We start from the raw sequence: 24,281 nt of genomic DNA, 5'->3' as shown, positions 1-24,281 counted from the left end.
CGCCGGGTCACCGACCACCTGATCACCGGCCGCCGGAAAACCGCTTGCCCGGGCGCCGCGTTCCGACGAGCATGGGCCGCCGACGAACGATCCCGCGGGAACACGCGAAAGGGGTGGGCCGTGGCGGAGGCCGACTGGGTGGTCAGGCACGACGGCGAGGGCACTCCGGTGCTGCGCTACCAGCCGGGCGAGCGGGCGGGCCGGCCCTGGGCCGACCTGCTGGAGGTGCTGGACGGGTCGGTGGACGCGGCCGGGTACATCCGCGCCGAGCTGCCCGGGTGGGTGGTCTCCGGCAGCCCCGAACTCGGGCGGCGACTGGTCGCGGACGGTGCGACGGTGCTGCGGCACGCCCACACCTTCCGGCGGGACCTGCGCGCCGATCCCCCGCCCGCCGACTGGGCCGGGGCGCCACTGCGCGAGGGCCTGCGGGCGGCGCCCTGCGACCGGGCGCCCGAGGAACTGTTCGAGGCCTGGCGGGCCGCCTTCGGTCCCGGGCACGTCGACCACTTCCCGGGCGACGACGCGCAGGCGCTCTCCGAGCGGCTCGCCCTGCTGCTCGCCGGGAACGCCATCGGCCCGGTCCTGCCGTCCAGCGTGCTCGCCGTGGACGCGGAGGACCGCGTGGTCGCCGGGTTGGTCCTGACCGACCGCGACGGCCTGCCGTGGGTCGGCGACGTCTTCCGCCACCCCCATCGCGGCTACCGCGGCCTCGGCGCCGACCTGCTGCGCCTGACGGTCGCGGACGCCGCCGCCCGCGGTCTCGCCGACGTGCACCTGGTGGTGACCGAGGGCAACCCGGCCCGCCGCGTCTACGAGGCGCTGGGCTTCCGCCTGAAGGACACCACGCTGACGGTGATCGTGCCCGACGCCGGCTGAGCCCCCGGACCCGCCCGGCCAAGGAACGGCTACGGCCACGGCCCCGGCCGGGCGGGTTCCGATGTCGACGGCTCCGCCGGGGCGTCACCCCGGCCCGCGCGCACCGACGTCACGGGGCGGGCCGGTGCCCGCCCTCGATCCGGGCGCCGCGCACCACGATCATGGTCAGGCCGACGGCGACCAGCAGCTCCGCCCAGAAGAAGGCCGCGTAGTCCAGCACCGAACCGATCGGCGGGCTGCCGGGCGCGGCGTTGCGCATGCCGACCAGGGCGAACAGCGTGGCCGCCATCCAGCCGAGGGCGGGCCAGACGATCCCGCGCCGCTGCCGCACGATCAGCCAGGCCGCCACCAGGACGGACAGCGCCAGCGCCCACATCGCCGCCATCATGAACCAGGCCAGGATGAAGGTGCTGCGCGAACGGCTGATCCGCTCGGTCACGGCGACGGCGCCGCCCTCGCTCTGCCGGGACTCCTGGGCGAAGGCGAAGAACGGGTCGGCCTCCTCGATCGCGACCACCACCGGGGCGGGCTGCCCGCCGATGGTGGCCCGGAAGCCGATCAGGGCGTGGTAACGGTCGAACGGGTAGTCGGTGACCCGCCCGCCGTACAGGTCGAACGCCACCGTGCCGGTGGCGATCTGCTGGCCGGCCGGGTACCTGAGCGCGGTCTGCTCCAGCGAGGTGGTCTCCAGCAGCACGTCCTGCGCCGGGACCAGCGGGTTGCCGTTCATCTCCAGGGCGCCGTACGGCCGGACCAGGACCTTCGTGGTGAGCGTCTGCGCAGCCGCGTCGACCCGCTGGAGCAGCACGTGCACCTCCAGGTGGTCAGGTCCGGGGGCGGTGCCCACCACCTGGGTGCGGCCCCGGCTCGACCGCTCGTCGAGGTAGAACAGCAGCCCGGCGACGACGAGCAGCACGATGGCCGTCGCCACCGCGTACGCGCTCCAGGGCCTGACCTTCGGCCGGGTGGCGCCGACGGCCCGCTCCCGCGTGCGGATGCGCACGCGAGGCCGGGCGCCGGGACGGGGTGACCGGGTGGCCCGGCGCTGCGGCGTGCTCATCGACCTGCTCCCACGGTCGGCGGCGGCACCGAACGCCGCCCGTCCCGCCAGCCTCGGCACCGCACCACCCGCCCCGCAAGCCCGGACGGCCGATCGGGGCCCGGTGGACACGCGGGAAACCGGCTGGTCGGAGGTGGTGTGTAGGCTCAACGGTCATGGCGAGGGTGACACGGGACGATGTGGCGCGGGCGGCGGGGACGTCCACGGCCGTGGTGAGTTATGTGATCAACGACGGGCCGCGGCCGGTGGCACCGGCGACCCGGGCACGGGTGCTCGCGGCGGTCGAGGAGCTCGGCTACCGGCCCAACCGGGTCGCCCAGGCGATGGCGCGGCGGCGGACCGACCTGCTCGGGATGGTCGTGCCGGACGCCCGTCAGCCGTTCTTCGCCGGGCTCGCGCACGCCGTCGAACAGGCCGCCGCCGACCACGGCCGGCTGCTGCTGATCGGCAACTCCGACTACGCCGACGAACGCGAGGCGCACTACATCCGCGCCTTCCTCGGGATGCAGGTGGACGGCCTGATCCTGGTCACCCAGGACCCGGCCACCCCCGGACTGACCGGCTTCGACGTGGCCGACGGCACCCCGGTCGTGCTGCTGCACCACCGCGCGGAGAGCGCCAACGGCGTCGCCGTGGTCGCGGACGACGAGGGCGGCGCCCGCGAGGTGGTCCGCCACCTGCTCGGGCACGGGCACGCCGAGGTGCACTGCTTCGGCGGCACCCTGGCGCTCAGCCCGCACGACCCGGTCACCGCGCGGACGGCCGGCTGGGCCGCCGCGCTGGAGGAGGCCGGGCTGCCCGTCGAGGGGCGGCTCGCCCCGGCGCCGTTCGACCGCGTCCGGGCGCACGCCGAGGCGCTCGCCCTGCTGGCCCGCCCCGACCGGCCGTCCGCCGTGTTCTGCGCGACGGACGACCAGGCGATCGGCCTGCTGCGGGCCGCCGACGACCTGGGGATCCGGGTGCCGGAGGACCTCTCGGTGGCCGGCTTCGACGACATCGCCGAGGCGGTGATCGCCGGGCCGGCGCTGACCACCGTCACCACCGCGCAGGACGAGATGGCCCGCGCCGCACTGGAGCTCGTCCTCGGCGGGCCCGAGAGCCGCGCCGCCGGCGCCCGGACGTTCCCGGCCCGGCTCGTGGTGCGGCGCTCGTGCGGCTGCCCGGCGCCGGACCGGTCGGCCTCGGCCCGAGCCTCGGCCTGACGCCGTCCCGCCCCCGGCCGGGCGTCGGTTCAGCCGGAAGCCGGGCGTCAGTTCAGCCGGAAGCCGGGCGTCAGTTCAGCCGGAACGTGGCCTCGACCGGGTAGTGGTCGCTGGGCGCGAGGGTGTCGAGCTGCCCCGGCGTCCAGCCCGCCTGCGGGTCGAAGTCGACCTTCACCGTCGACATCCCGGCCGGCACCGGGCGGCCCGGGGCGTTGAGGTAGCCGATGTAGTCGAGGTCGTCCCGGTAGTCCTTGGGGAACGTCTCGACGCCCGACATGTACTGGCACCAGGCGGAGACCGAGCAGTCCATGGTGGTCAGGTTCTGGCCCGGGTCGGTGGCCGGGGTGCCGAGCACGCCGTTCACCGCGTTCTGGGCGTTGGCGTAGTCGCCGCGGCCCTGCCCGTGGACGTACTCGACGTTGAGGTCGCCGCCGATCAGCACCGGGGCGCTGCTGCCGACGATCCCGTCCACCCAGGCGCGGATCTCGGCGAGCTGGCCGAGCCGGGTGGCCTGGGTGGTGTCGGTGGAGACGTCCGACTCGTCGGCCTGCAGGTGGGTGCCGACCACCCAGGCGGTGCTGCCGTTCTTGGTCACCTTGACCAGGGCCGCGCCCTTGTCGGCGTGGTAGTCCCAGGTGCCGTACGTCGAGTTGGCGAAGACGTGGGCGTACTGGGCGGCGATCGGGTACTTGGAGAGGATCATCGTGCCGCCGTTGATGACGAACCACGAGCTGGAGCAGTTGCCGCTGATCCCCGTCCAGCCGCCGCCGGAGCAGGTGCCGCCGACCACCGGGGTGCGGTACGGGTAGAGGTCGGCCAGCTTGGCGTTGATGTCGGCGGTCGAGCTGTTGTTGAACTGCTCGTCCAGGATGACCACGTCGGCGTTGTGCTGACGGACGATCTGCTCGATGACCGGGGTGCGGCGGGCGGCCTGCTCGTTCTGGGTGCTGTCGACGACGGCGGTGCCGAGGTCCACGTTGAAGGCGAAGACGGACAGCGTGGTGGGGCTCGCCGGGGCACCGGCGTTGGCGACCGGGGCGGTGCCGCCGAGCAGCAGTGCGGCGGCGGCCGCCGAGGTGAGGGCGGTGGCCGTGCGACGCGAGAGCATGGGCGTTCTCCTGGGTTCGTCTACCCTGCGGGGCCCGGTGCCGGGGTGACCGGCATCGGGGATGGCGGAGGAACGCTAGCTACCGACCGGTACGTCGGGGAGAACGCCAGGAGATCAGTTCCGACCGATCATGTGGCCATGAGATGTCTGTACAGCTCTGGGCGAGTGGGCGACAAGATGTCTGTACACCCTCGCACCACCGCGGAACCGCCCGCCCGCCCCGCCCGAACGACCTTCAGCCGTCGAGAAGTTCGTCCGCGAGCAGGTCCATCAGCAGGTTGTCGTGCCAGGTGCCGTCCGAACCGCGCTCGTACTGGCGCATGGTGCCGACCGGGCGGAAGCCGACCTTGGCGTAGCAGCGGATCGCGGCCAGGTTGTCCGCGGCCGGGTCGATCACCAGCCGGTGGTAGTGGTGGTCGTGCACCAGGTACCGGGCCATGGTGCGCACCGCGTCCGTCCCCAGGCCCAGGCCGTGCACCGTCGGGTCGAGGTAGAGGTCCATCCCGGCGTGCCGGTACTCGTCGTCGTTGTTGGCGTACCACTGGATGGCGCCGACCACCTGGCCGCCCAGGTCGATCGCGAAGGTCTCCGTGTCGGGCGATTCCAGGTCGTTGGCCACCTCGGCCGGCAGGTCGTCACCGCCCCGCCAGCGGGCGAACACCTCGGGCGTGCCGCGGATGGCCGCCAGGGCCGGGATGTCGTCGGTGGTGGCCGGTCGCAGCGTGACCAGGGCGCCGTGCAGAATCGTCCCCATATGGGGCATGTTGGCACGGAAACCCGGCTCCGGCGAGCGCTTTTACCGCATTGCCCGCACCCACCGCGACCAGGGATGATGCTCCGCCGTGACATACCTCATCCTCGGCCTGCTGATCGTCGGCGGGTACGCCGCCGTCCTCAGGGTCCGGCAGACGAAGGCCCGGAACTGGGCGCTGACCGGGTTCGACGCGCCCGCGTACGGCCTGACCCCCCGCGACCGGCTCGACCCGCGCCGCGCCGGTCCGCCGCCGCCCCCGCACCGCCGCCGGGAGTCCCAGGCGGTGGCCGATGCCGCCTGGGCCGGGAACTGGAAGCCGGCCGCCGCGCACGTCGAGGCCGCCGGACAGGACTGGGACGAGCGCTGGTCGCGGCTCGAACTGCTGGACTCCGTCGCCGACCGCGACGAGGGCTGGCTGAAGGCCTGGCGCGCGGCCGACCCGGGCAACTGCGACGCGGCCGCCCTGGAGGCCCTCCGGATGGTGCACGCGGCCTGGGCGATCCGCGGCTCCGGGTACGCGCACGAGGTGCCCGAGGAGGACATGCGGGCCTTCCGGGCCATGCTGCCCGCGGCCGTCGGGGCCGCGAGACGGGCCGCCCTGCTGGACCCGGCCAACCCGGCCCCCTGGGTGGTCATGGTGAGCGCCGCACGCGGCGCGCGGTACACGCCCGAGCAGTTCGAGGAACTGTGGCGCGGACTGGTCGAGCGGGCACCCTTCCACTACGCGGGCCACTGGCAGGGCCTGCAGTACTGGTGCGCCAAGTGGTTCGGCTCGGACAAGAAGATGCTGGCCTTCGCCAAGCGAGCGATGAAGGACGCCCCGGCCGGCAGCCCGCTGCCCGGCCTCTACCTGCACGCGCTGCACGAGCTGGAGCTGCGCGGGACCCTCGGCACGACGCTGGACGGCGAGCTGGGCAAGCAACCGGTGCGGAAGGTCGCGGCCGCGCTGGCGCAGGTCCGCCCCGACGACGACCGGCTCCCGCTGCTGCGGCACCGGCTCGCGTACTACGCGGGCAGGGCCGGGCTGCACGGCATCGCGCTGGAGCAGTTCCGGGCGATCGGACCGTGGTGCGGCTGCCCGCCGTGGACCGACACCGACGACCCGGCGCTGGCCTTCCACCTCGCCCGCGGCGCCGCCGTCCGGCTCTCCGGCGCCCGGCCGCTGCCGCCGGAGCTGCGGCCCAAGGCGGCGCAGGAGTAGGGCGGCTCGGGCGTAGGACGGCCCGGGCGTAGGACGGCCCGGGCGCAGGGCGGGCACGGCGGGCGCAGCGGCAGGGCGCGCGGCAGGAGGGCGGGGCGGCGCTACGCGGTGGGGTGCGCCGGGTCGCCGAGGGGGCCGAGCCAGACGGCGGTGACGGCACTGACGTAGCGGGCGCCGCAGTGGTCGTCCGGGACGACGAGCTGCGGGCCGACGGCGTCCAGCGGGGCGCCGTCCATGCTGGTGGCCAGCAGGATCCGCCGGCCGCCGAAGTCCGGGTCGATCTCGGCCCAGGAGACCACCGCCCGGTGGCCGTCGGCGCCGACCACGGAGAGCAGGAAGCGCAGCCGCTGCTTGCGGCCGGAGAAGTCGATCCGGGGCCGGGCCCCGCGCAGCACGTCCAGCAGCGCCGGGCCCTCGTAGCCGTGCCGCTGCTCGCCCTCCGTCCGGCAGTCGAAGCTGACCTCGACCCGGTGCGCGGGCAGCGCCCGCAGCTGGTCGACGGTCAGCTCGGCGGGCCGGTCGAGGTGGCCGTGCAGCCGGACGGTGGGTCTCGCCGGGGTCATGGTGCTCCCTCCTCCCGGACCGCTGCGCCGCGGCCCGGGAGAAGGGCTACCCGAGCGGCGATCCTGTCATTCGCACATGCCGGGCTGAATGCCACTATTCAGTCGCAACTGCGATGGTTCGGCGCCCGTACGGCCCGCATCTGCACTCAGGCCCGGTCGGACCCGGCGCCCGGCGGACGTACCGCACATCCCCCGGGGCGCAGCCGATCAGGACCCGGTGCTCGCCCTCCCGGCACCGCCTCCCGCCACCGCCTCCGGAGCGCCGGAGATTTCTTCGCGGCGGGTGTCGATCCGGCGGCGACCCGTTCGACGCAGGGGTGAGAGGCGGGGAGAGGCCCCGCCCGACCCACCGAGGAGTCACCGTGCCGCGCTTCATGACACTGATCCGGATCAACGAGCAGGACCGCGCCGACTGGGAGTCGGACCCGGAGTTCGACCAGCGGATGGGGGCCCTGTTCCAGGAGATCACCCAGGCCGGGGTGATGCTGGAGACCGCCACGCTCACCCCGACCGCCGAGGGCACCCGGGTGACCTGGCACGGCGGGAAGGTCGGCCACACCGACGGGCCGTTCACCGAGACCAAGGAGGTCATCGGCGGCTACGCCGTCCTGCAGTGCAAGGACCACGCCGAGGCCCTGGAGTGGACCCGGCGCTTCCTCCAGGCCCACTCGGTGAAGTGGAACGTCGAGGCCGAGGTCCGGCAGATCGCCGACCAGCCGGCGCAGTAGCGGCGGGAACGACCGTGCCCGTGCCCGTGGTTGCCTCCCGCCCCGCCGGCTGCTCTGATGGGTGGCCGTGACGGAGAGGGCTGCAGCGAACGGGACGGCGGAGGCGGCCGTCGAGACGGTGTTCCGGATCGAGTCCGCCCGGATCATCGCCGGGGTCGCCCGGATCGTCCGGGACGTGGGCATCGCCGAGGAGCTGGCGCAGGACGCGCTGGTGGCCGCGCTTGAGCGGTGGCCACAGGAGGGTGTCCCGGACAATCCGGGTGCCTGGCTGACGGCCACCGCCAAGCACCGGGCGATCGACCTGGTCCGCCGCCGGGAGGTCTACGCCCGCAAGCTCGCCGAGGTGGGGCGGTCGTTGGAGGACGTGCCGCCCCCGGAGCCGGCCGAACCCGACGGCATCGACGACGACCTCCTGCGGCTGATCTTCACCGCCTGCCACCCGGTGCTGTCGGCGGAGGCACGGATCGCGCTCACGCTCCGGTTGCTCGGCGGGCTGGCCACCCCGGAGATCGCCCGCGCCTTCCTGGTGCCCGAGCCGACGGTGGCGCAGCGGATCGTCCGGGCGAAGCGGGCGCTGGCCAAGGCGTCGGTGCCGTTCGAGGTGCCGTACGGGGAGGACCGGGCGCAGCGGCTGTCGTCGGTGCTGGAGGTCATCTACCTGATCTTCAACGAGGGGTACTCGGCGACCGAGGGGGGCGACCTGCTCCGCCCCCAGCTGTGCGAGGACGCGCTGCGGCTGGCCCGGGTGCTGGCCGCGCTGATGCCGGCCGAGCCGGAGGTGCACGGGCTGGCCGCGCTGCTGGAGTTCCAGGCCTCGCGCACGGCCGCCCGGACCGCGGCGGACGGCCGGCCGGTGCTGCTGGCGGACCAGAACCGGGCGCGCTGGGACGGGCTGCTGATCCGGCGTGGCTTCGACGCCCTGCAGCGGGCGGGCACCGGGCCGTACGCGGTGCAGGCCGCGATCGCCGCGTGCCACGCGAAGGCGCGGCGCTACGCGGACACCGACTGGGCGACGATCGCCGCCCTCTACGAGCGGCTGCTGGCGCTGTCGCCGTCCCCGGTGGTGGCACTGAACCGGGCGGTGGCGGTGTCGATGGCCGAGGGCCCGGCCGCCGCGCTGGAAGCGGTGGACGCGTTGGCGGCGGAGCCGGCGCTGCGCGGCTACCACCTGCTGCCGAGCGTCCGGGGTGATCTGCTGGCCCGGCTGGGGAGGGCGGCGGAGGCCCGGGCGGAGTTCGAGCGGGCGGCGGGGCTGACCCGCAACGAACGGGAGCGGGAGCTGCTGCGGGAGCGGGCCGCCGCGCTCGAAGAGGGCCAGGCCTGAGCCGACTCGGAGCGTGGGCTGGAGCGGCCGGCTCGGGCGCGGGCGGGCCCGGGCGCCCCTAGGGGGTCTCGTCCAGGCGGAGCCGGGCGCTGACCTCGCCGAGGCCCTCGGCGAGGACGGCCAGCTGCTCGCGGCTGAGCACGTCGATCAGCAGCTCGCGGACCAGGGCGACGTGCCCGGGTGCGGCCTGGCGCAGTATCTCCCGCCCCTGGTCGGTGAGTTCGGCGAAGACCCCGCGCACGTCGCTGGGGCAGGAGCGGCGGGCGACCAGGCCCGTCCGCTCCAGCTGGGTGACCTGGTAGGTCAGGCCGCTCTTGGAGGTGACGAGCTTGTCGGCGAGTTCGGTCATCCGCAGCGAGTCGCCGGGGGCGGCGGACAGGTGCACCAGGATCTCGTACTGCTGGTGCGAGAGGCCGGAGTCCTCCTTGAGCTGGCGCTCCAGCCGGCGGTTGAGCAGGTTGCTCGCGGTGACGAAGCCCCGCCAGGCGGCCATCTCGTCCGGGTCCAGCCAGCGGGGTTCGTTCAGTGGGGGCATGGGGCCAAGCCTACTCCTGTTGTTCAAATTCGAACGAAGGTGTACCGTCGGTCGGAGTAGAGGTTCAAATTTGAACTATCAGTGGATGAACAGTCCGAGGAGGACGCCATGAGCGCCGCGGCCGCCGAGCGCATGCCCGCCCTGTACCTGTCGCACGGCGCTCCGCCGCTGGCCGACGACCCGGTCTGGCCGGGCGAACTGGCCGCCTGGTCCGCCGACCTGCCGCGGCCCAAGGCCGTCCTGATGGTCTCCGCCCACTGGGAGGAGGCGCCGCTCGCCCTCGGGGCCGTCACCACCCTCCCGCTGGTCTACGACTTCTGGGGCTTCCCCGAGCACTACTACCGGGTCCGGTACGCCGCCCCCGGCGCGCCGGAGCTCGCCGAGCGCGTGCGCAAGCTGCTGCGCGCCCCCGGGACGCCCGTCCAGGACATCCCCGACCGCGGGCTCGACCACGGCGCGTACGTCCCGCTGGTGGAGATGTACCCCGAGGCCGACGTCCCGGTGCTCCAGGTCTCGCTGCCCACCCTCGACCCGCAGCGGCTGCTGGAGATCGGCCGCAAGCTCGCCCCGCTGCGCGACGAGGGCGTGCTGATCGTCGGCAGCGGCTTCTTCACCCACAACCTGCGGGCGCTCAGCAGCGACGGCCGGGTCACCTCGGTGATGGCCGAGTTCGACGACTGGGGCCGCCGCGCCCTGGAGGCCCACGACCTGGACGCGCTGCTCGACTTCGAGCACAAGGCCCCCGCCGGGCGCCTGGCCCACCCGCGCACCGAGCACTTCGCCCCACTGTTCGTCACCCTCGGCGCCGGGGAGGCCGACCTCGGCAGTCAGCGCAGCGTCATCGACGGGTTCTGGATGGGGCTGGCCAAGCGCTCGATCCAGCTGGGCTGAACCCCGCACCGGAAGCAGCCGAGGCACGTGGCCGGGTCGGCCACGTGCCTCGGCTGCTTCCCGCGCTTACGCGTCGCCGGTGGCGGCGCGCTCCGTCCGGCTCCGCTCCACGCAGAACTCGTTGCCCTCAGGGTCCGCCAGGGTGATCCAGCCGGTGCCGTCCGGCCTGCGGTGGTCGGCCAGCACGGTGGCGCCCAGGGCGACCAGCCGCTCCGCCTCCTCGTCCCGGCTGCGGTCCTGCGGCTGCAGGTCGAGGTGGACCCGGTTCTTCACCGACTTGCCGTCGGGCACCCGGATGAACAGCAGCGAGGCGCCGGCCGACTCCACCACCGCCTCCTCGTCGCCCGGGTTGTCGTCCTCGCCGAGGGTGCCCTCCAACGCTTGGGCCCAGAAGCCGGCCAGGGTGTGCGGGTCGGCGCAATCGATCGTCACATGTCGTACCAGGGAAGCCATCCGCCTACTCTGACCCGCTCCGCTCGGATCCGTCCAGCCGTTTCCGGGAGTGCCGGTGGCCGTCCAGCGGGTAGGGCGGGAACGCCGGGACGATCTCCGTGAACGCGTAGCCGCTCTTCTCCGCGACCCGGCAGGAGGCGTGGTTGTCGCCCTCGTGCAGCAGGTCGATCCGGCGCAGGCCGTCCTCGGCGAAGGCTGCGAACGCCCAGGCGGTGAGGCCCTCCACCGCGCGCGGGGCCACCCCCCGGCCGCGCGCCGGGCCCGCCGTCCAGTACCCCACCTCGGCCGTCTCCCCGCCCGGGGTGCCGCGCTTGAGCACGACGGTGCCGACCAGCTCGCCGGCGTCCACGACGGCGAAGGCGTACCGGGTGCCAGCCGCCCGGCCCTCGTGTTGCAGACCCATCCAGTGCGCGGCCTGCCCGGCGTCGTCCACCGGGGTGCGGGTGAAGCGGCGCAGGGTTTCGTCCCGGTAGGCCTCGACCAGGGCCGGCGCGTCGGTGTCCTCGAAGGGTCGCAGCAGCAGGCCGTCGGCCGTCGGGTGCGCGGCGACGGTCACTTCTCCAGCCCCTCCCAGCTCCAGCGCGGGGTCGGGCCGGGATCGCCCAGGTCGGTGCCGGCCGGGGAGGCGGAGACGTCCTCGGCGATCTTCGTGCCCCAGTCGAAGTACTCCAGCACCCGGCGGCGCAGCAGTTCGTCCGCCGGCAGCTCCCGGTCGACGGCCTCGGCCATCAGCTCCATCCAGCGCAGCCGCTGCTCCTCCGTGATCGCCAGGCCCAGGTGGGCGCGCAACAGGGCCTGGTGGCCGCCGAGTTCGTCGCTGAAGGCGGTCGGGCCGCCGAAGATCTCGGCCAGCCAGACCGCGACGTGCTCGATGTGGGTGGGGGTGAAGTCGGCGAAGACCGGCGCGAGCAGCGGGTCGGCGAGGACGCCCCGGTAGAAGGTGTGGCTGAGGCGGCGCAGCGCGTCGATGCCGCCGACGGCCTGGTAGAGGGTGTCGGGCCGTTGGTCGCTCATGGATGTGCTCCCCGTGGGTGGATGGCCGTGCGTTGCGACCTTCCTAGCAGGCGGCGGCCCGGACGCCGGGCCCGCGGGCGCGTTGTTCGCGTCGGGCTCAGCAAGCGGACGGCGGCGCTCCTCTCCCCCGCCGCTCGACCCCGGCCCGCCGCCGCTCGACCCCGGCCCGCCGCCGCTTGACCCTGACGCCTGCGGCAGGGTCGCAGGCTTGCCGCATGGACACTGTGAACGCAGCAGAGGACCGGGTCGTCGTGGTCACCGGAGCCGGGACGGGCATCGGACGGGAGACCGCGCGGGCCTTCGCGGCCGAGGGGGCGCGGGTGCTCGCCGTCGGGCGGCGGCCGGAGCCGCTGGCGGAGACGGCGGCCGCGCACCCGTCGCTGATCGAGGCGTTCGCCGCCGACCTGACCGGCCCGGACGCGCCGGAGACGATCGTCGGGGCCGCGCTGGAGCGGTTCGGCCGACTGGACGTCCTGGTCAACAACGCCGGGATCGTCCGGAGCGGCCAGGGCCTCGGCGGCTACGACCGGCCGGGGATCGAGGAACTGCTGGCCACCAACCTGGTCGCCCCGGTGCTGCTCGGGCAGGCCGCGCTGCCGGCCCTGGCCGACAGCCGGGGCGTGATCGTCAACGTCAGCACCGCCGTCGGACAGCGCGGCTGGCCCGCCAACGCGGTGTACGCGGCGAGCAAGGCCGCACTGGAGACCGTCACCCGCAGCTGGGCGGTGGAGCTGGCGCCGCGCGGGATCCGGGTGGCGGCCGTGGCACCCGGCGCCGTCGACACCCCGATCGCCGACCATTCGGGGTACGACCCCGAGCGGCGGGCGGCCATCCGAACGTGGCAGATCGAGCACACCCCGCTGGGCCGGATCGGCCGGCCCGCCGAGGTGGCCTGGGCGATCGTGCAACTCGCCTCGCCGCAGGCCTCGTTCGTGACCGGCGTAGTGTTGTCCGTCGACGGGGGCGCCCTGGTGGGCTGACCAGTGGGACGGACGGAGAGGGCCGTACGGGTGCGGATCGGCGAGCTGGCGCGGGCGACGGGGGCGACCGTCCGGGCGCTGCGGCACTACGAGCAGGCGGGGCTGATCGACTCCGCGCGCGAGCCGAACGGCTACCGCGACTACGGGGAGTCCGCGGTCGTCCGGGTGCGCAACATCCGTGCGCTGGTGGGCGCCGGGCTCACCCTGGAGGACCTCCGGCCGCTGCTGGGGTGCCTGGACGGGGACGTGCTGGCGAACCGGCCGTCCGAACGGGTGCTGGCGATCGCCCGGGAGCGGCTGTCGGTGCTGGAACGCCGGATCGCCGCCCAGACCGAGGCGCGGGACCGACTGGCGGCGGCCCTCGCCGCGGCGCTCCCCACGGCGGTTCCGGCCGCTCCCGAGGCGGTTCCGGCGGCGCTCACGACAACGCTCCCGACGGCACCCCCGATGGCGCTCCCGACGGCTCCTGCGGCGGACGGGAGTGCTGCGGAAGGGTGACACCCCCGATCGGGGGTGTGCACGGGGCGCACGGGAGAGGACAGTGAGCGCATGCAGATTCCACTCTCCGTGATGGACTTCATCGACCGGGCCGAGCTGGTCTACGGCGACCGGGTCGGCATCGTCGACGAACCGGTCCAGCCGGCCGAATCCTGGGGCGAGCTGACCTACCGCCGGGTCGCCGAACTCGCCCGCGCCCAGGCGGCCGGCCTGGACCGGCTCGGCGTCGGGCCGGGCGAGCGGGTCGCGATCGTCTCGCACAACTCGGCACGACTGCTCACCTCCTTCTTCGGGGTGAGCGGGTACGGCCGGGTGCTGGTGCCGGTGAACTTCCGGCTGAAGGCCGAGGAGGTGTCGTACATCGTCGAGCAGAGCGGCGCCTCCGTCCTGCTGGTCGACCCCGAACTCGCCGACGCGCTGGACGGGGTGGTGGCCGATCACAAGTTCGTGCTCGGCGCGGACAGCGACGCCCTGCTGTACGACTTCGACAACTCCCCCCGGCGCTACGCGATGTCCGAGAACGACACCGCCACCATCAACTACACCAGCGGAACCACCGCCCGCCCCAAGGGCGTTCAGCTCACCCACCGCAACGTCTGGCTGAACGCGACCCTGATGGGCCTGCACTACGGCGCCAACGACCGCGACGTCTACCTGCACACCCTGCCGATGTTCCACGCCAACGGCTGGGGCCTGCCGTTCTCCCTCACCGGGCTCGGCGCCCGGCACATCGTGCTGCGCAAGGTGGACGGCGCGGAGATCCTGCGCCGGGTCGAGCGGCACGGAGTGACCTTCCTGTCCGGCGCGCCCGCCGTGGTCCAGATGGTGCTGGACGCGGCCGCCGACTGGGACGGCCCGGTGCCCGGCCGGGACCGGGTGCGGATGATCGTGGCCGGCGCCCCGCCGCCGACCTCGGTGGTGCAGCAGGTCGAGGAGGAGCTGGGCTGGGAGTTCATGCAGCTCTACGGCCTGACCGAGACCGCGCCCATCGTCACGGTGAACCGCTCGCGGGCCGAGTGGGACGCGCTGCCGGCCGCCGAGCGGGCCGAGAAGCTGGTGCAGGCCGGCGCACCCGCGCTCGGCACCCGGCTGCGGGTCGACGACGAGGGCGAGGTGCTGGTGCGCTCCAACACCGTGCTGGACGGCTACTGGCGGCAGCCGGAGGCGACCGCCGAGGCGCTGCGGGACGAGTGGTTCCACACCGGCGACGGCGGCACCCTCGTGGACGGCCAACTGGCCATCTCGGACCGGAAGAAGGACGTCATCATCAGCGGCGGGGAGAACGTCTCCTCGATCGAGGTGGAGGACTGCCTGTACGACCACCCGGCCGTCGCCGAGGCGGCGGTGATCGGGGTGCCGGACGAGAAGTGGGGCGAGACGGTGAAGGCGCTGGTCGTCCTCCGCGAGGGCCACGGGCCGGTCGGCGAGGCCGAGTTGATCGCGCACTGCAAGCAGCGGCTGGCCGGCTACAAGTCGCCCACCACGGTGGAGTTCCGGGACTCACTGCCGCGCACCGCCACCGGGAAGCTGCAGAAGTTCCGGCTGCGCGAGCCGTACTGGACCGGGCGCGAGCGCCGGGTCAACTGACCGCGGTCCGGCCGGGCGGTCCGGGCAGACTGTTCGGGCGGACGCTTCGGCCGGGCGGTTCGGGCGGACGGTTCGGGCGGGCTCAGTCCACCAGGCCGGACTCCCGTGCCGCCAGCGCGAGTTCGGTCCGATTGCGGACGCCGAGCTTGTGCATCGCGGACTTGAGGTAGCCGGTCACGGTGTTGCACGTCAGGCCCAGTCGGGCGGCGATCTCCGGGTTGGTCCGGCCGGTCGCCGCCCAGCGCAGCACCTCGTGCTCGCGCGGGGTCAACGGCCGTACGGGGGCGGTCGGTCGGCCCGGCTCCGGTCGGCCCTGATCCGGTCGGGCTGCCGCGCGGCTCCAGGCGGCCGCCCCGGCCAGGGCCCGGGCCGCGGCCCGGGCCAGCGCGCCGACGGCGGAGATCCGGACGTCCCCGAACGGCACGACGGCACGCACCGAGGCGTACACCACGCCGTGCACGGTGCCGCCGTCCATCAGCGGGACGGTGAGCATCGCGTACAGGTCCTCGGCGGCCACGGCCGCGTCGTAGTGGTGCGAAATGGTCGTCGCCGCACGGTAGTCGGGCACCCAGGTGGGCGCGCGCTCGGCGAGCGCGCGGCCGCCGAGGCCGAGGCCGGCCGGGACGGCCACGTCGTGCAGCAGGTCCGCCCGGGTGCCGGCCCAGTGGCGCAGCACCATGCCGTCGTCGCCCTTCCGCAGCCCGGGCAGCGGCTCCGGCACCCCGACCAGCCCGACGTCCGCGCCGCACTCCGCCACCACCCGCCGGGCGAGGTCGCCGAGGACGGCGTCCCGCACCAGCTCGGCGGCCCGGAGGGCGACTTCGACCTCGCCGGGTCGCCCGGCATCCGATCGCACAGTATCCGGCCGCCCGGCATCCGATCGCACGGCATCCGGTCGCGCGGCAACGTCGGACCGCACGGCGGCACCGGGTCTCACGACCCCGCCGGATCGCGCGGCAGCGTCACCGGCTCGCGCAGCTTGGGGAGTGTCCGCGCTTTTCATCGCGCGATTCTCACACGCGCCGCGGCCGGTGGCGAGAGTCCTGACATGCGTGTTCCGCGGAGTGCCGGGCGCCGGTGACGGGGCGGGCGTAGGGTGCGGCCGTGACGACCGGCGGGTGGTGACCGCCTTGATCGGAGGGGAAACCGATGACCGACCCGAACACCCCGACTCCGCCGCCGAGCGGCGTCCTCGGCGGGCTGCTGGAGGACCTGCGGGCCGAGAGCGCGGTGCTGGACGGGCTGGTGACCGGCCTGCCGGCAGAGGGCTGGGCGCGGTCGACACCCGCCGAGGGCTGGACGATCGCGCACCAGATCGCCCACCTGGCCTGGACCGACGACTGGACGGCACTGGCCGCGCGCGACGCGGAGGGCTTCGCCGCCGCACTCGACGCCCGCTTCGGCAAGCTGTCGGCGGCCGGCGCCGACCCGGTCGAGGAGGGTGCGCGGGACGGCGCGGCCACCGAGCCGACGGTGCTGCTCGCCCGCTGGCGGGCCGGGCGGGAGGAGGTGCTGGCGGCGCTGTCCGCGGCACCGGCCGACGTACGGCTGCCCTGGTTCGGCCCGCCGATGAAGCCCGCCTCGATGGCCACCGCCCGGCTGATGGAGACCTGGGCGCACGGCCAGGACGTCGCGGACGCGCTCGGCGTCACCCGCGAGCCCACCGCCCGGCTGCGGCACATCGCCCATCTGGGGCTGCGCACCCTGGGCTTCGCCTTCGGCGCACACGGCCTGCCCGCGCCGGAGCGGCCGGTCCGGCTCGAACTGACCGCCCCCGACGGCGGGACGTGGGCCATCGGCCCGGCCGACGCACAGGACGTGGTGACCGGCCCGGCCCTGGACTTCTGCCTCCTGGTGACCCAGCGCCGCCACCGGGACGACCTCGCCCTCACCGCGACCGGCCCGGTCGCCGCCGCCTGGCTCCCGATCGCCCAGGCCTTCGCCGGGGCGCCGGGCAAGGGGCGGCAGCCCGGATCGTAGGGTCGGACGGCCCCGGCGGTCCGGCCGTGCGGGTCGCGGCCGCCGCCGCGTGGCCGGCCCGCAGGCCGCGGCCGCCGGGACGTGTCGGACCCCCGGGGTTCAATGGCGGGCATGAACGACCTGATCGGCCGACTGCCCGCCATCCCCGAGCTGCGCGACCGTTGCCGCGCCCTCGCCGCGCTCGACGCGATCCTCAGCCCGGACGACTGGGGCGGCCGGTACTACTCCTTCGATTCCCGCTGGTCCGCGGACAACGCGCTCGGTTCGATGCGCGACGGCCAGGGCAACGACTGGTTCGTGCTCTTCTCCCCCGTCGGCGTCTACGGGCGGAGCTTCGACCACGAGGTGCCGACGGCGCTGAAGCCGCTCGGCGCCGTCCCCGAGGCGTTCCGCGGCTTCGTCGAGGAACTGGGCAGCGGGGACGAGGAGGAGCCGGTCGCCACCGCCTTCTTCTGGCGGACGCACCAGGACGCGGCCTGGCGGGGGGACGCCGTCGACGCGTGCGAGGCCGGCCCGTTCGGACTGCTGCTGGACCCGTCGGCCGAGGCGTACCGGGACTGGGCCGAGGAGTACTTCGAACCCGAGCAGCCGCTGGACCTCGCCGCGATCGAGCACGTCCTGGCGCTGCGCCCGCTCACCCCGGCCGTCGTCGCGGCGCTCAACCCGGACACCGACCTGGAGGAGCTCGCGAAGGACCTCGCGGAGATCGACTTCCCCACAGGCTGACAAAAGGCTGACACATCGCCACATTTCCTGACGAAGGCGGTGGTAGCGACAGAACCACTCATTCTGGCGATAGGCCCGCACATTCGGCGAGTGGTGGAATGCCCGCATGATTCGCACCCCCACCACTCGCGCCGCTCTGGCCGCCGCCACCGCCCTGCTCGCCCTCGCCGGGCCGGCCGCCGCCGCCCGGGCCACTCCCCCGCAGACCGCCCCGGCGGATGCCGCCACCGTCGTGGCGCCCACCCCCGTGATCGGAGCGCCGGTGCGGGCCGGCACTCCGGCCGCCGACCGGGTGGCCGCCTTCCTGGAGGCGTACCGCGCCGCCGTGCTCGGGCAGAGCGACCGGACCCCGCGACAGGTCCGCGGCCACTACCTCTCCGCGCACCTGAACCACCGGCTGGACGCCCGGGCCCAGCAGCCCGAAGCCGACCCGGTGTTCCGGGCGCAGGACGTCCCGGCGCACTGGGCGGCCCAGGAGGTCGGGCAGGAGAAGGGCTTCGCCTCCGTCCGGCTGACCGAGTCCTGGGGCGACGGGAGCGGCCGGGACGTCTGGTACGCCGTCCGCCTCACCGATCTGCGGATCCTCGACCTGGGCGACGAGCCCGCCTTCTAGGGGCCCGTCTTCGAGCCCCCGGCCGGCCCACCCCGCTCAGAGTCCGATCCTGAGCGGGGTGAGCCGGGTGGCGATCAGGTTGGTGGCGCCCCGGTCGCGCTCGATGTGGCCGTGGACCAGCAGCCCGGCCCGGTCCAGGGCGGTACGGCGCTGGGACTCCCAGACCGGGCGGTTGCAGATCACGTTGATCAGGCCGGTCTCGTCCTCCAGGCTGAGGAAGAGCACCCCGCCGGCCGTCGGCGGCCGCTGCCGGTGGGTGACCAGGCCACCGACCACCACCGCCGTCCCCGGCGGCACATCCGGGAGCTGGGCGGCACGGAGCGCGCCGCCGCGGTCCAGGCGGTCGCGCAGGTGCTGGAGCGGATGACTGGTGGCGGAGGTGCCGGTGGCCCACAGGTCCGCGATGGTCTCCTCGACCGGGCTCATCCCGGGCAGCTCCGGCGCCTCGGTGCCGGGCGTGGTGCCGGGGATCAGCTCGGCCGAGATCCCGGCGAACGCCCCTGCCGACCACAGTGCCTGACGTCGCGTCAGCCCGAAGCAGTCGAAGGCGCCCGCCGTCGCCAGCGCCTCCAGGACGGGCGCGGGCAGGCCGGTGCGACGGGCGAAGTCCTCCAGGTCCGCGTACGGCTGTCCGGCCACGACCGCCTCGGCCTGCGGGGTGCCGATGCCGCGGACGGTCTCCAGGCCGAGCCGGATGGCCGGCTGCGGACGCCCGGCGGTCAGCGGCGGCTTCGGGGTCGGCCCCCGGTACGGCTCCAGGGTGGGCCGCGCCCCGCTGGCGTTGACGTCCACCCCGCGCACCCGCACGCCGTGCCGCCGGACGTCCGCGACCAGGCTGAGCGGCGAGTAGAAGCCCATCGGCTGGTTGGCCAGCAGGGCGCAGGTGAAGGCCGCCGGGAAGTGGTACTTGAGCCAGGCGCTGGCGTACACCAGATAGGCGAAGCTGATCGCGTGGCTCTCCGGGAAGCCGTAGTTGGAGAAGGCCTCGATCTTGCCGTAGACGTCCTCGGCGACCTCCGGCGGGATGCCGCGCTCGGCCATCCCGCCCAGCAGCCGCTCACGCAGCCGGGCGACCCGCTCGTGCGAGCGCTTGGCGCCCATCGCCTGCCGCAGCTGATCCGCCTCGGCCGGGCTGAACCCGGCGCAGTCGATGGCGAGTTGCATCATCTGCTCCTGGAACAGCGGCACCCCGAGGGTCTTGCCGAGCGCGTTCTCCATCAGCGGATGCGGGCAGCCGGCCGGTTCGACCCCGGCGCGGCGGCGCAGGTACGGGTGGACGGAGCCGCCCTGGATCGGGCCGGGGCGGATCAGTGCGACCTCGACCACCAGGTCGTAGAAGTGGTCCGGCTTGAGCCGGGGCAGGGTCGCCATCTGCGCCCGGGACTCGACCTGGAACACGCCCACGGTGTCGGCCCGGCGCAGCATCGCGTACACGCCCCCGTCGTCGTCCGGGATGGTGGCCAGGTCGTAGCGCAGGCCGTGGTGTTCCGCGACCAGGTCGCAGGCGTCGTGCAGGGCGGCGAGCATGCCGAGGCCGAGCAGGTCGATCTTCACCAGCCCGGCGCCGGCGGTGGACTCCTTGTCCCACTGCAGGACGGAGCGCCCGGGCATCCGGGCCCACTCGGTCGGGCAGATCTCCCCGATCGGCTCCCGGGTGAGCACCATGCCACCCGAGTGGATGCCCAAGTGTCTTGGCAGACCATGGAGTTGGGTGGCGAGGGCGAGCACGTCGGCGGGGATGACGGCGTCCGCGCCGGGAGCGGAACGGAAGTCGGTCTGCCGGCTGAACGCGTCCACCTGCCCCTGCGGGTAGCCGAGCACCCGGGCGGCGTCGCGGATCGCCAGCCGGGGCCGGTAGGTGATCACATTGGCGACCTGCGCGGCGTGCTCTCGCCCGTAGCGGCCGTAGACGTACTGGATGACCTCCTCGCGGCGGCGGTTCTCGATGTCCAGGTCGATGTCGGGCGGCCCGTCCCGGGCGGTGGAGAGGAATCGCTCGAACAGCAGCCGGTAGTGGATCGGGTCGACGGCGGTGATCCCGAGGGCGTAGCAGACCGCGGAGTTGGCGGCCGACCCGCGCCCCTGGCACCAGATCTCCCGGCTCCGGCAGAAGTCCACGATGTCGTGCACGATCAGGAAGTAGCCGGCCAGGTCGAGGTCCTCGATCACGTCCAGCTCCTTGGCGAGCTGGCGGCGGGCGGCGGCGTTGCCCGGACCGAAGCGGGCCGGGCCGCCGGCCGCGACCAGGGCGCGCAGGTGGCTGATCTCGGTCTCGCCCTCGGGAACGGGGAAGCCCGGCAGCTCCGGGTCCAGTTTGGCGAAGTCGAAGGCGCAGGCCCGGCCCAGCTCGACGGTGGCCCGCTGCACACCCGGGAAGCGGGCCAGCCGACCGGCCATCTCGCGGCCCGAGCGCAGGTGCGCGGTGCCGGCCGCCCTGGTCCAGCCGACCGCGTCCTGCAGGGTGCGGCGCTCGTGCAGCGCGGCGAGGCTCTGCGCGAGGCGGCCCTGGGCGGGGCCGGCATGGTGGGCGTTGGTGGAGGCGACGACGGGCAGTCCCGCCTCGGCGGCGAGGGCGGCGAGGGCGTCGTTGCGCCGGTCGTCGCCGGGCAGCCACTGGTCGATCAGCTCGACGTACACGTTCTCGCGGCCGAACGCCTCGGTGAGGGTGCGCAGCCGGTCCCCGGCCCCGCCCCGGTCGGGGCCGGGCCTCCCGGCGAGGGCGGCGGGGACCCGGCCGAGGCGGCAGCCGGTGAGCACCGCCCAGTGGCCGCCGTGCGCCCCGGCCAGCGCCGCGAGGTCGTACGCCGGGCGGCCCTTCGCACCACCGGCCAGCTGGGCGGCGGCGATCGCGGCGGACAGCCGGCGGTAACCGACCGGGTCGCGGGCCAGGACCAGCAGGTGCTCGGTCTCCTCCGGGGAGCGGCGGTCCGCCGCGTGGCGGAGGGTCAGCTCCGCGCCGAACACGGTGGCCACACCGGTGCCCCGGGCCGCCTCGGCGAGCCGGACGGCGCCGTACAGGCCGTCGTGGTCGGTGATCGCGAGGGTCTCCACGCCCAGCCTGGCCGCCTCGGCGACCAGGTCCTCCGGGTCGCTGGCGCCGTCCAGGAAACTGAAGGCGGAGTGGACGTGCAACTCGGCCCAGGGTTCGGCGGACTCCTCCGGGGCGGGGGGAGGCCCCGCCGGGGCGGGGCGGCGCAGCGGGACGACCGTACGGTCCGGCGCCGCGCCGGTCAGCCGGCGGTGCAGCTCGCTCCAGGGGAGGTTCGGGTGGCTGGTGAAGCCCATCGGGGGTTGCCTTCGTCGTTCTCGTGCCTGCACTCACCCCCCCCTCGGTCCCTTGCGGGCCCGGGCTCATTGCGGGTCTGGTCCCTTACGGGTCTGGTCCCTCGCGGGTCTGGTCCCTTGCGGGCTCCTCGCGGGTCCCTCCGGTTCCGGGACCGCTAGTCGTAGCCGGCCTCCAGGTACCACGCACCCCCCTCCACGGTGAGCAGCAGCGCCCGGCCGTCGCCCACCACGACCTGGAACCGCGCCCGGCGGCGGGCGAGCGACTGGTCCCACCAGTACTCGACCGCCGGCCAGGGCCCGGTCCAGCCGTCCACCGGCTCCTCCCGCCCCCGGACCACGACCAGGGCCGGCCGGGCCGACACCCCCGCCCGGCCGTCCACCGTGACCGGCAGCCCGGCCTCGTCCAGCACCCGCACCGGCGTGGGCTCCCGCAGCACCACGGCCGGCCACACCTCCGGCAGCCGCCCCGGCCAGGGCGCGTCGGCCGGCACCGCCGCCTCGTACGGCTCGCCCCACGGCACCTTGACCGCCTGCTCCCCCGGACCGCGCCCGCCGGCCGGCTCGATCCGGCGCAGCCCGGCGTGCCCGAGCACCGCCTGCACCCGGGCGACCGCCCGCTCCACCCGGTCGTCCGCGACCGCCTGGCCCCACAGCGCCAGCTGGCGGCCCTGGTCCGGGGAGAGGCCGTCGGGGGCCAGGCGGAGCAGGGTGAAGCCCTCCTGTCCGTCGGTGAAGGTGCCCATGCCCTGCCAGGCCTGGAGCTGCCAGCGGACCCGCTCGGCCAGCGCCGTCGCCGACAGCCGGCCCTCGTGCCGCCACAGCCGGGAGGCCGACCGGCCGTCCGCACAGGCCACCTCGACGGCCACCCGGCGGCAGGTCAGCCCGGCCCCGGCCAGCCGCTGGTGCAACGCCTCGGCCAGCGTGCGGGCGACGAACACCAGCGGCTCGGCCAGCGGCTCCGGCGGGTCGAAGCGCTGCTCGACGGCGAGGTCCGGCTCCTGGTCGCGCGGCACCAGCGGACGCGGCTGCAGCCCGCGGGCCAGCCGGTGCGCGACCGTCCCGGACGGGCCGAAGCGGTCCGCGACCGCCTCCGGCGGCAGCGCGGCGAACGCCCCGACGGTGGGCAGGCCGAGCCGGTCGAGCAGCTCGGCCGGCGCCTCGTCGCCCAGCGCGCTCACCGGGTACGGGGCGAGGAACTCCGCCGTCCGGCCGGCCGGCACCAGCACCCCGGCGCGGGCGGCCAGCACGGCGGCGAACAGGCCGTCGGCGACGCCGACCTGGGCGTGCGGGGCTTCGGGGGGCCGGGGGGCCTCGGGGGGCTGGGGGGGCTTGGGGGTTTCAGGGGCCTCGGGGGTTTCGGGGGTTTCGGGGGTTTCAGGGGTCTCGGGGGTTTCGGGAGCTTCGGGGTTCACCGCGCCCGGGACGGCGTCCGGGACGGGCGGGCGGCCGAGGGCGTCCGCCACCGCCGTACGGACCTTGGCGGCCAGCGCCTCCTCGCCGCCGAAGTAGCGGCCCGGGCCCTTCACCGGGATCGCGCACAGGCCGGGGCGGATCACCTCCACCCGGGGCGTGAACGCCTCCACCGCCGCGACCACCGGCTCGAAGCGGCGGGTCTCCGTCTCCGGGTCGCGGTCGCGCAACTCCAGCTCCGGGCAGAGCCGCTGGGCCAGCTTGAGCCGCTGCCCCTGCCGCACCCCGGCCGCCCGGGCACCCGCCGAGCAGGCGAGGATCCGCCCGCCCTCGGTCACCGCCACCGGGTCGTCGCCGGTGACGGCCACCACCGGCCAGTCCGGGCACCAGACCACCAGCACCCGGGGGGTACGGTCCTCGGCGGTCCCGGACGGCTCGCTGCCGGACCGCTCGTTCCCGGGCATCTCAGACCACCGCCGCGACGCGTGGTGCCGCCGGCTCCGCCACGGGCTGCGGCTGCGGGTGCTCCCGGACCGGACGCTCCTGGAACGGGCCTTCCTGCAGCGGGCGGTCCAGCAGCGGGCGGTCCAGGACCGGGCGCTCCTGCAGCGGGCGCACCGCGCCGTGCTCGTCCGGCAGCCAGAGCCGGGCGGTCCGGCCTCGCACCGCCGAGCCGCGGCCCTCGGCCGCCACCTCGACCTGTCGGCCGACGAGCTGCCCGTAGCCGTCGCCCAGCCCGAACCAGCGCCCGGAGCGCACCCCCAGCCGCAGTGCCGCGCCCGGCCAGGGCCCGGCCACCAGCAGCACGCAGCCGCTGCGCCGCAGCACCGCCGCCAGCCGGGCGGCCAGCTTCGGCGGCACCGGACCGTCCGGGCGCAGCATGACCAGTTCGACCGCACCGGCCAGCACCGACACCACCTCGGCCCAGTGCGGCCCGGGGTCGTCCGCGACCAGCAGTCGGCGCAGGTCAAGCCCGTACCCCTCGGCGGCGGCGAGCCCGAGGTCCGGCAGCCCGACCGCCGCCGCCCAGCCGCCCTCGGTGTCCCGCACCCCGGCGGCGAGCGCCAGCAGCAGCCCGGTGTCCCCGCCCGCCACCGACACCGCCGTGCCGCGTCGCAGGCCGCCGTCCGGCAGCACCTCCCGCAGCGCGGGCGGCACCGGCAGCAGGCCCCGGGCCTCCGTCCGTCCGTCGCCCGGCTCCCCCGGCACGGCAGCCGGGAGCGCCACCGGCCGGAGCGCGGGGCGTGCGGGCTGCTCGGCGGTGGATTCGAAAACAGATTCGAAAACGGGCACAGCCCCAGGATCGAACATTCGTTCGCAAAGATTCAAGTCCGACCCGGTAGCCCCACCCGTCACTCTCCGTGCCAGGTCGCGATAGCTGTCACATGGGCGAAGGGGATCTGTCACTGTCCGTGTCGGCGAACCTTGAGCGCATGCCATTGAAGATTGATCAGCGGCAGGTTCGTACCACTGAGGTCTGGCTGGCGTACACG

24 protein-coding genes are annotated in these 24,281 nt (G+C 74.9%); 12 read left to right on the top strand and 12 right to left on the bottom strand.

Annotation, left to right across the window (positions count from 1 at the left end):
- Window positions 1–120: 120 nt before the first annotated feature.
- A complete protein-coding gene (locus ACIRST_RS32865) occupies window positions 121–876 on the top strand; it encodes a GNAT family N-acetyltransferase (protein ID WP_350524311.1) in 756 nt (251 codons plus the stop codon).
- A gap of 109 nt (window positions 877–985) precedes the next feature.
- On the opposite strand, the gene ACIRST_RS32860 is transcribed toward ACIRST_RS32865, so the two are convergent.
- Window positions 986–1,936: a DUF4436 family protein gene (locus tag ACIRST_RS32860; protein ID WP_402806878.1), complete on the bottom strand. Its 951-nt coding sequence runs from the start codon at window positions 1,934–1,936 to the stop codon at window positions 986–988.
- 155 nt (window positions 1,937–2,091) lie between these two features.
- On the opposite strand from ACIRST_RS32860, the gene ACIRST_RS32855 reads away from it, so the two are divergent.
- Complete coding sequence (locus tag ACIRST_RS32855; protein WP_402806876.1) at window positions 2,092–3,138, top strand: LacI family DNA-binding transcriptional regulator; 1,047 nt, start codon at window positions 2,092–2,094, stop codon at window positions 3,136–3,138.
- A 70-nt stretch (window positions 3,139–3,208) separates the two neighbouring features.
- On the opposite strand, the gene ACIRST_RS32850 is transcribed toward ACIRST_RS32855, so the two are convergent.
- Together ACIRST_RS32850 and ACIRST_RS32845 are read right to left on the bottom strand one after the other, a co-directional pair.
- Complete coding sequence (locus ACIRST_RS32850) at window positions 3,209–4,246, bottom strand: sphingomyelin phosphodiesterase (RefSeq protein ID WP_350524314.1); 1,038 nt, start codon at window positions 4,244–4,246, stop codon at window positions 3,209–3,211.
- Window positions 4,247–4,481: 235 nt separating this feature from the next.
- Entirely contained in the window at window positions 4,482–5,000 is a 519-nt protein-coding gene (locus ACIRST_RS32845; protein ID WP_350524315.1) for a GNAT family protein, read from the bottom strand.
- An 88-nt stretch (window positions 5,001–5,088) separates the two neighbouring features.
- On the opposite strand from ACIRST_RS32845, the gene ACIRST_RS32840 reads away from it, so the two are divergent.
- Window positions 5,089–6,201 carry a hypothetical protein gene (locus ACIRST_RS32840; protein ID WP_402806872.1) on the top strand — a complete coding sequence of 371 codons (1,113 nt, stop codon included), beginning with the start codon at window positions 5,089–5,091 and terminating at the stop codon, window positions 6,199–6,201.
- Between the two features lie 101 nt (window positions 6,202–6,302).
- On the opposite strand, the gene ACIRST_RS32835 is transcribed toward ACIRST_RS32840, so the two are convergent.
- Window positions 6,303–6,764, bottom strand: coding sequence for a molybdopterin-dependent oxidoreductase (locus ACIRST_RS32835; protein WP_350524317.1), 462 nt, complete (start codon window positions 6,762–6,764; stop codon window positions 6,303–6,305).
- A 362-nt stretch (window positions 6,765–7,126) separates the two neighbouring features.
- Here ACIRST_RS32835 and ACIRST_RS32830 point away from each other — a divergent pair, with 362 nt between their 5' ends.
- A complete protein-coding gene (locus ACIRST_RS32830) occupies window positions 7,127–7,492 on the top strand; it encodes a YciI family protein (protein WP_350524318.1) in 366 nt (121 codons plus the stop codon).
- Between the two features lie 67 nt (window positions 7,493–7,559).
- Window positions 7,560–8,816: an RNA polymerase sigma factor gene (locus tag ACIRST_RS32825; protein ID WP_402806869.1), complete on the top strand. Its 1,257-nt coding sequence runs from the start codon at window positions 7,560–7,562 to the stop codon at window positions 8,814–8,816.
- Between the two features lie 58 nt (window positions 8,817–8,874).
- On the opposite strand, the gene ACIRST_RS32820 is transcribed toward ACIRST_RS32825, so the two are convergent.
- The gene (locus ACIRST_RS32820) at window positions 8,875–9,342 is read right to left on the bottom strand and encodes a MarR family winged helix-turn-helix transcriptional regulator (protein WP_402806932.1); all 468 of its coding nucleotides are present in this window, start codon (window positions 9,340–9,342) and stop codon (window positions 8,875–8,877) included.
- A 117-nt stretch (window positions 9,343–9,459) separates the two neighbouring features.
- On the opposite strand from ACIRST_RS32820, the gene ACIRST_RS32815 reads away from it, so the two are divergent.
- Window positions 9,460–10,242 (top strand): class III extradiol ring-cleavage dioxygenase, encoded by a 783-nt coding sequence (locus ACIRST_RS32815; RefSeq protein ID WP_350524320.1) that lies wholly within the window; start codon window positions 9,460–9,462, stop codon window positions 10,240–10,242.
- A gap of 66 nt (window positions 10,243–10,308) precedes the next feature.
- On the opposite strand, the gene ACIRST_RS32810 is transcribed toward ACIRST_RS32815, so the two are convergent.
- Genes ACIRST_RS32810 through ACIRST_RS32800 form a run of 3 tightly spaced genes read right to left on the bottom strand, consistent with a single transcriptional unit; the run spans window position 10,309 to window position 11,709 of the window.
- The gene (locus ACIRST_RS32810; protein WP_350524321.1) at window positions 10,309–10,695 is read right to left on the bottom strand and encodes a VOC family protein; all 387 of its coding nucleotides are present in this window, start codon (window positions 10,693–10,695) and stop codon (window positions 10,309–10,311) included.
- Window positions 10,696–10,699: 4 nt separating this feature from the next.
- Window positions 10,700–11,251 carry a GNAT family N-acetyltransferase gene (locus tag ACIRST_RS32805; RefSeq protein WP_402806867.1) on the bottom strand — a complete coding sequence of 184 codons (552 nt, stop codon included), beginning with the start codon at window positions 11,249–11,251 and terminating at the stop codon, window positions 10,700–10,702.
- Window positions 11,248–11,709: a group II truncated hemoglobin gene (locus ACIRST_RS32800; RefSeq protein WP_402806865.1), complete on the bottom strand. Its 462-nt coding sequence runs from the start codon at window positions 11,707–11,709 to the stop codon at window positions 11,248–11,250. Before ACIRST_RS32800 ends, ACIRST_RS32805 begins: the two co-directional genes overlap by 4 nt.
- A 215-nt stretch (window positions 11,710–11,924) precedes the next feature.
- Here ACIRST_RS32800 and ACIRST_RS32795 point away from each other — a divergent pair, with 215 nt between their 5' ends.
- The 3 genes from ACIRST_RS32795 to ACIRST_RS32785 are packed head-to-tail and all read left to right on the top strand — an operon-like array spanning window position 11,925 to window position 14,774.
- Entirely contained in the window at window positions 11,925–12,689 is a 765-nt protein-coding gene (locus ACIRST_RS32795) for an SDR family NAD(P)-dependent oxidoreductase (RefSeq protein ID WP_402806863.1), read from the top strand.
- A gap of 3 nt (window positions 12,690–12,692) precedes the next feature.
- Window positions 12,693–13,187 carry a MerR family transcriptional regulator gene (locus ACIRST_RS32790; protein WP_402806860.1) on the top strand — a complete coding sequence of 165 codons (495 nt, stop codon included), beginning with the start codon at window positions 12,693–12,695 and terminating at the stop codon, window positions 13,185–13,187.
- A 51-nt stretch (window positions 13,188–13,238) separates the two neighbouring features.
- Complete coding sequence (locus ACIRST_RS32785) at window positions 13,239–14,774, top strand: AMP-binding protein (protein WP_402806857.1); 1,536 nt, start codon at window positions 13,239–13,241, stop codon at window positions 14,772–14,774.
- Window positions 14,775–14,856: 82 nt separating this feature from the next.
- On the opposite strand, the gene ACIRST_RS32780 is transcribed toward ACIRST_RS32785, so the two are convergent.
- On the bottom strand, window positions 14,857–15,630 hold the full coding sequence (locus ACIRST_RS32780) for a LuxR C-terminal-related transcriptional regulator (protein ID WP_402806855.1): 774 nt from the start codon (window positions 15,628–15,630) through the stop codon (window positions 14,857–14,859).
- Between the two features lie 293 nt (window positions 15,631–15,923).
- Here ACIRST_RS32780 and ACIRST_RS32775 point away from each other — a divergent pair, with 293 nt between their 5' ends.
- From ACIRST_RS32775 to ACIRST_RS32765, 3 genes are all read left to right on the top strand, one after another.
- The gene (locus ACIRST_RS32775) at window positions 15,924–16,754 is read left to right on the top strand and encodes a TIGR03084 family metal-binding protein (RefSeq protein WP_402806852.1); all 831 of its coding nucleotides are present in this window, start codon (window positions 15,924–15,926) and stop codon (window positions 16,752–16,754) included.
- Window positions 16,755–16,865: 111 nt separating this feature from the next.
- Window positions 16,866–17,480: a hypothetical protein gene (locus tag ACIRST_RS32770; RefSeq protein ID WP_350524328.1), complete on the top strand. Its 615-nt coding sequence runs from the start codon at window positions 16,866–16,868 to the stop codon at window positions 17,478–17,480.
- Between the two features lie 106 nt (window positions 17,481–17,586).
- Entirely contained in the window at window positions 17,587–18,093 is a 507-nt protein-coding gene (locus ACIRST_RS32765; protein ID WP_402806850.1) for a hypothetical protein, read from the top strand.
- 36 nt (window positions 18,094–18,129) lie between these two features.
- Here ACIRST_RS32765 and ACIRST_RS32760 read toward each other — a convergent pair whose 3' ends face one another.
- From ACIRST_RS32760 to ACIRST_RS32750, 3 genes are all read right to left on the bottom strand, one after another.
- A complete protein-coding gene (locus ACIRST_RS32760; RefSeq protein WP_402806847.1) occupies window positions 18,130–21,378 on the bottom strand; it encodes an error-prone DNA polymerase in 3,249 nt (1,082 codons plus the stop codon).
- Window positions 21,379–21,533: 155 nt separating this feature from the next.
- The gene (locus tag ACIRST_RS32755) at window positions 21,534–23,252 is read right to left on the bottom strand and encodes a DNA polymerase Y family protein (RefSeq protein ID WP_402806845.1); all 1,719 of its coding nucleotides are present in this window, start codon (window positions 23,250–23,252) and stop codon (window positions 21,534–21,536) included.
- Window position 23,253: 1 nt separating this feature from the next.
- Window positions 23,254–24,081 carry a hypothetical protein gene (locus ACIRST_RS32750; protein ID WP_402806843.1) on the bottom strand — a complete coding sequence of 276 codons (828 nt, stop codon included), beginning with the start codon at window positions 24,079–24,081 and terminating at the stop codon, window positions 23,254–23,256.
- Window positions 24,082–24,281: the final 200 nt, after the last annotated feature.

Origin of the sequence: Kitasatospora sp. NPDC101447 (genome assembly GCF_044767225.1) — a bacterium.
Lineage (GTDB): Bacteria > Actinomycetota > Actinomycetes > Streptomycetales > Streptomycetaceae > Kitasatospora.
Note: the sequence above shows the minus strand (reverse complement) of the source record. Positions and strands in the feature narration are given on the sequence as shown.

What these genes read in the sequence shown, in the direction of transcription:
- ACIRST_RS32860 (WP_402806878.1), bottom strand. Translation starts at nt 1,936, where the DNA reads ATGAGCACGCCGCAGCGCCGGGCCACCCGGTCACCCCGTCCCGGCGCC.
- ACIRST_RS32855 (WP_402806876.1), top strand. Translation starts at nt 2,092, where the DNA reads ATGGCGAGGGTGACACGGGACGATGTGGCGCGGGCGGCGGGGACGTCC.
- ACIRST_RS32850 (WP_350524314.1), bottom strand. Translation starts at nt 4,246, where the DNA reads ATGCTCTCGCGTCGCACGGCCACCGCCCTCACCTCGGCGGCCGCCGCC.
- ACIRST_RS32845 (WP_350524315.1), bottom strand. Translation starts at nt 5,000, where the DNA reads ATGGGGACGATTCTGCACGGCGCCCTGGTCACGCTGCGACCGGCCACC.
- ACIRST_RS32835 (WP_350524317.1), bottom strand. Translation starts at nt 6,764, where the DNA reads ATGACCCCGGCGAGACCCACCGTCCGGCTGCACGGCCACCTCGACCGG.
- ACIRST_RS32815 (WP_350524320.1), top strand. Translation starts at nt 9,460, where the DNA reads ATGAGCGCCGCGGCCGCCGAGCGCATGCCCGCCCTGTACCTGTCGCAC.
- ACIRST_RS32810 (WP_350524321.1), bottom strand. Translation starts at nt 10,695, where the DNA reads ATGGCTTCCCTGGTACGACATGTGACGATCGATTGCGCCGACCCGCAC.
- ACIRST_RS32800 (WP_402806865.1), bottom strand. Translation starts at nt 11,709, where the DNA reads ATGAGCGACCAACGGCCCGACACCCTCTACCAGGCCGTCGGCGGCATC.
- ACIRST_RS32795 (WP_402806863.1), top strand. Translation starts at nt 11,925, where the DNA reads ATGGACACTGTGAACGCAGCAGAGGACCGGGTCGTCGTGGTCACCGGA.
- ACIRST_RS32785 (WP_402806857.1), top strand. Translation starts at nt 13,239, where the DNA reads ATGCAGATTCCACTCTCCGTGATGGACTTCATCGACCGGGCCGAGCTG.
- ACIRST_RS32775 (WP_402806852.1), top strand. Translation starts at nt 15,924, where the DNA reads ATGACCGACCCGAACACCCCGACTCCGCCGCCGAGCGGCGTCCTCGGC.
- ACIRST_RS32770 (WP_350524328.1), top strand. Translation starts at nt 16,866, where the DNA reads ATGAACGACCTGATCGGCCGACTGCCCGCCATCCCCGAGCTGCGCGAC.
- ACIRST_RS32765 (WP_402806850.1), top strand. Translation starts at nt 17,587, where the DNA reads ATGATTCGCACCCCCACCACTCGCGCCGCTCTGGCCGCCGCCACCGCC.
- ACIRST_RS32760 (WP_402806847.1), bottom strand. Translation starts at nt 21,378, where the DNA reads ATGGGCTTCACCAGCCACCCGAACCTCCCCTGGAGCGAGCTGCACCGC.
- ACIRST_RS32755 (WP_402806845.1), bottom strand. Translation starts at nt 23,252, where the DNA reads ATGCCCGGGAACGAGCGGTCCGGCAGCGAGCCGTCCGGGACCGCCGAG.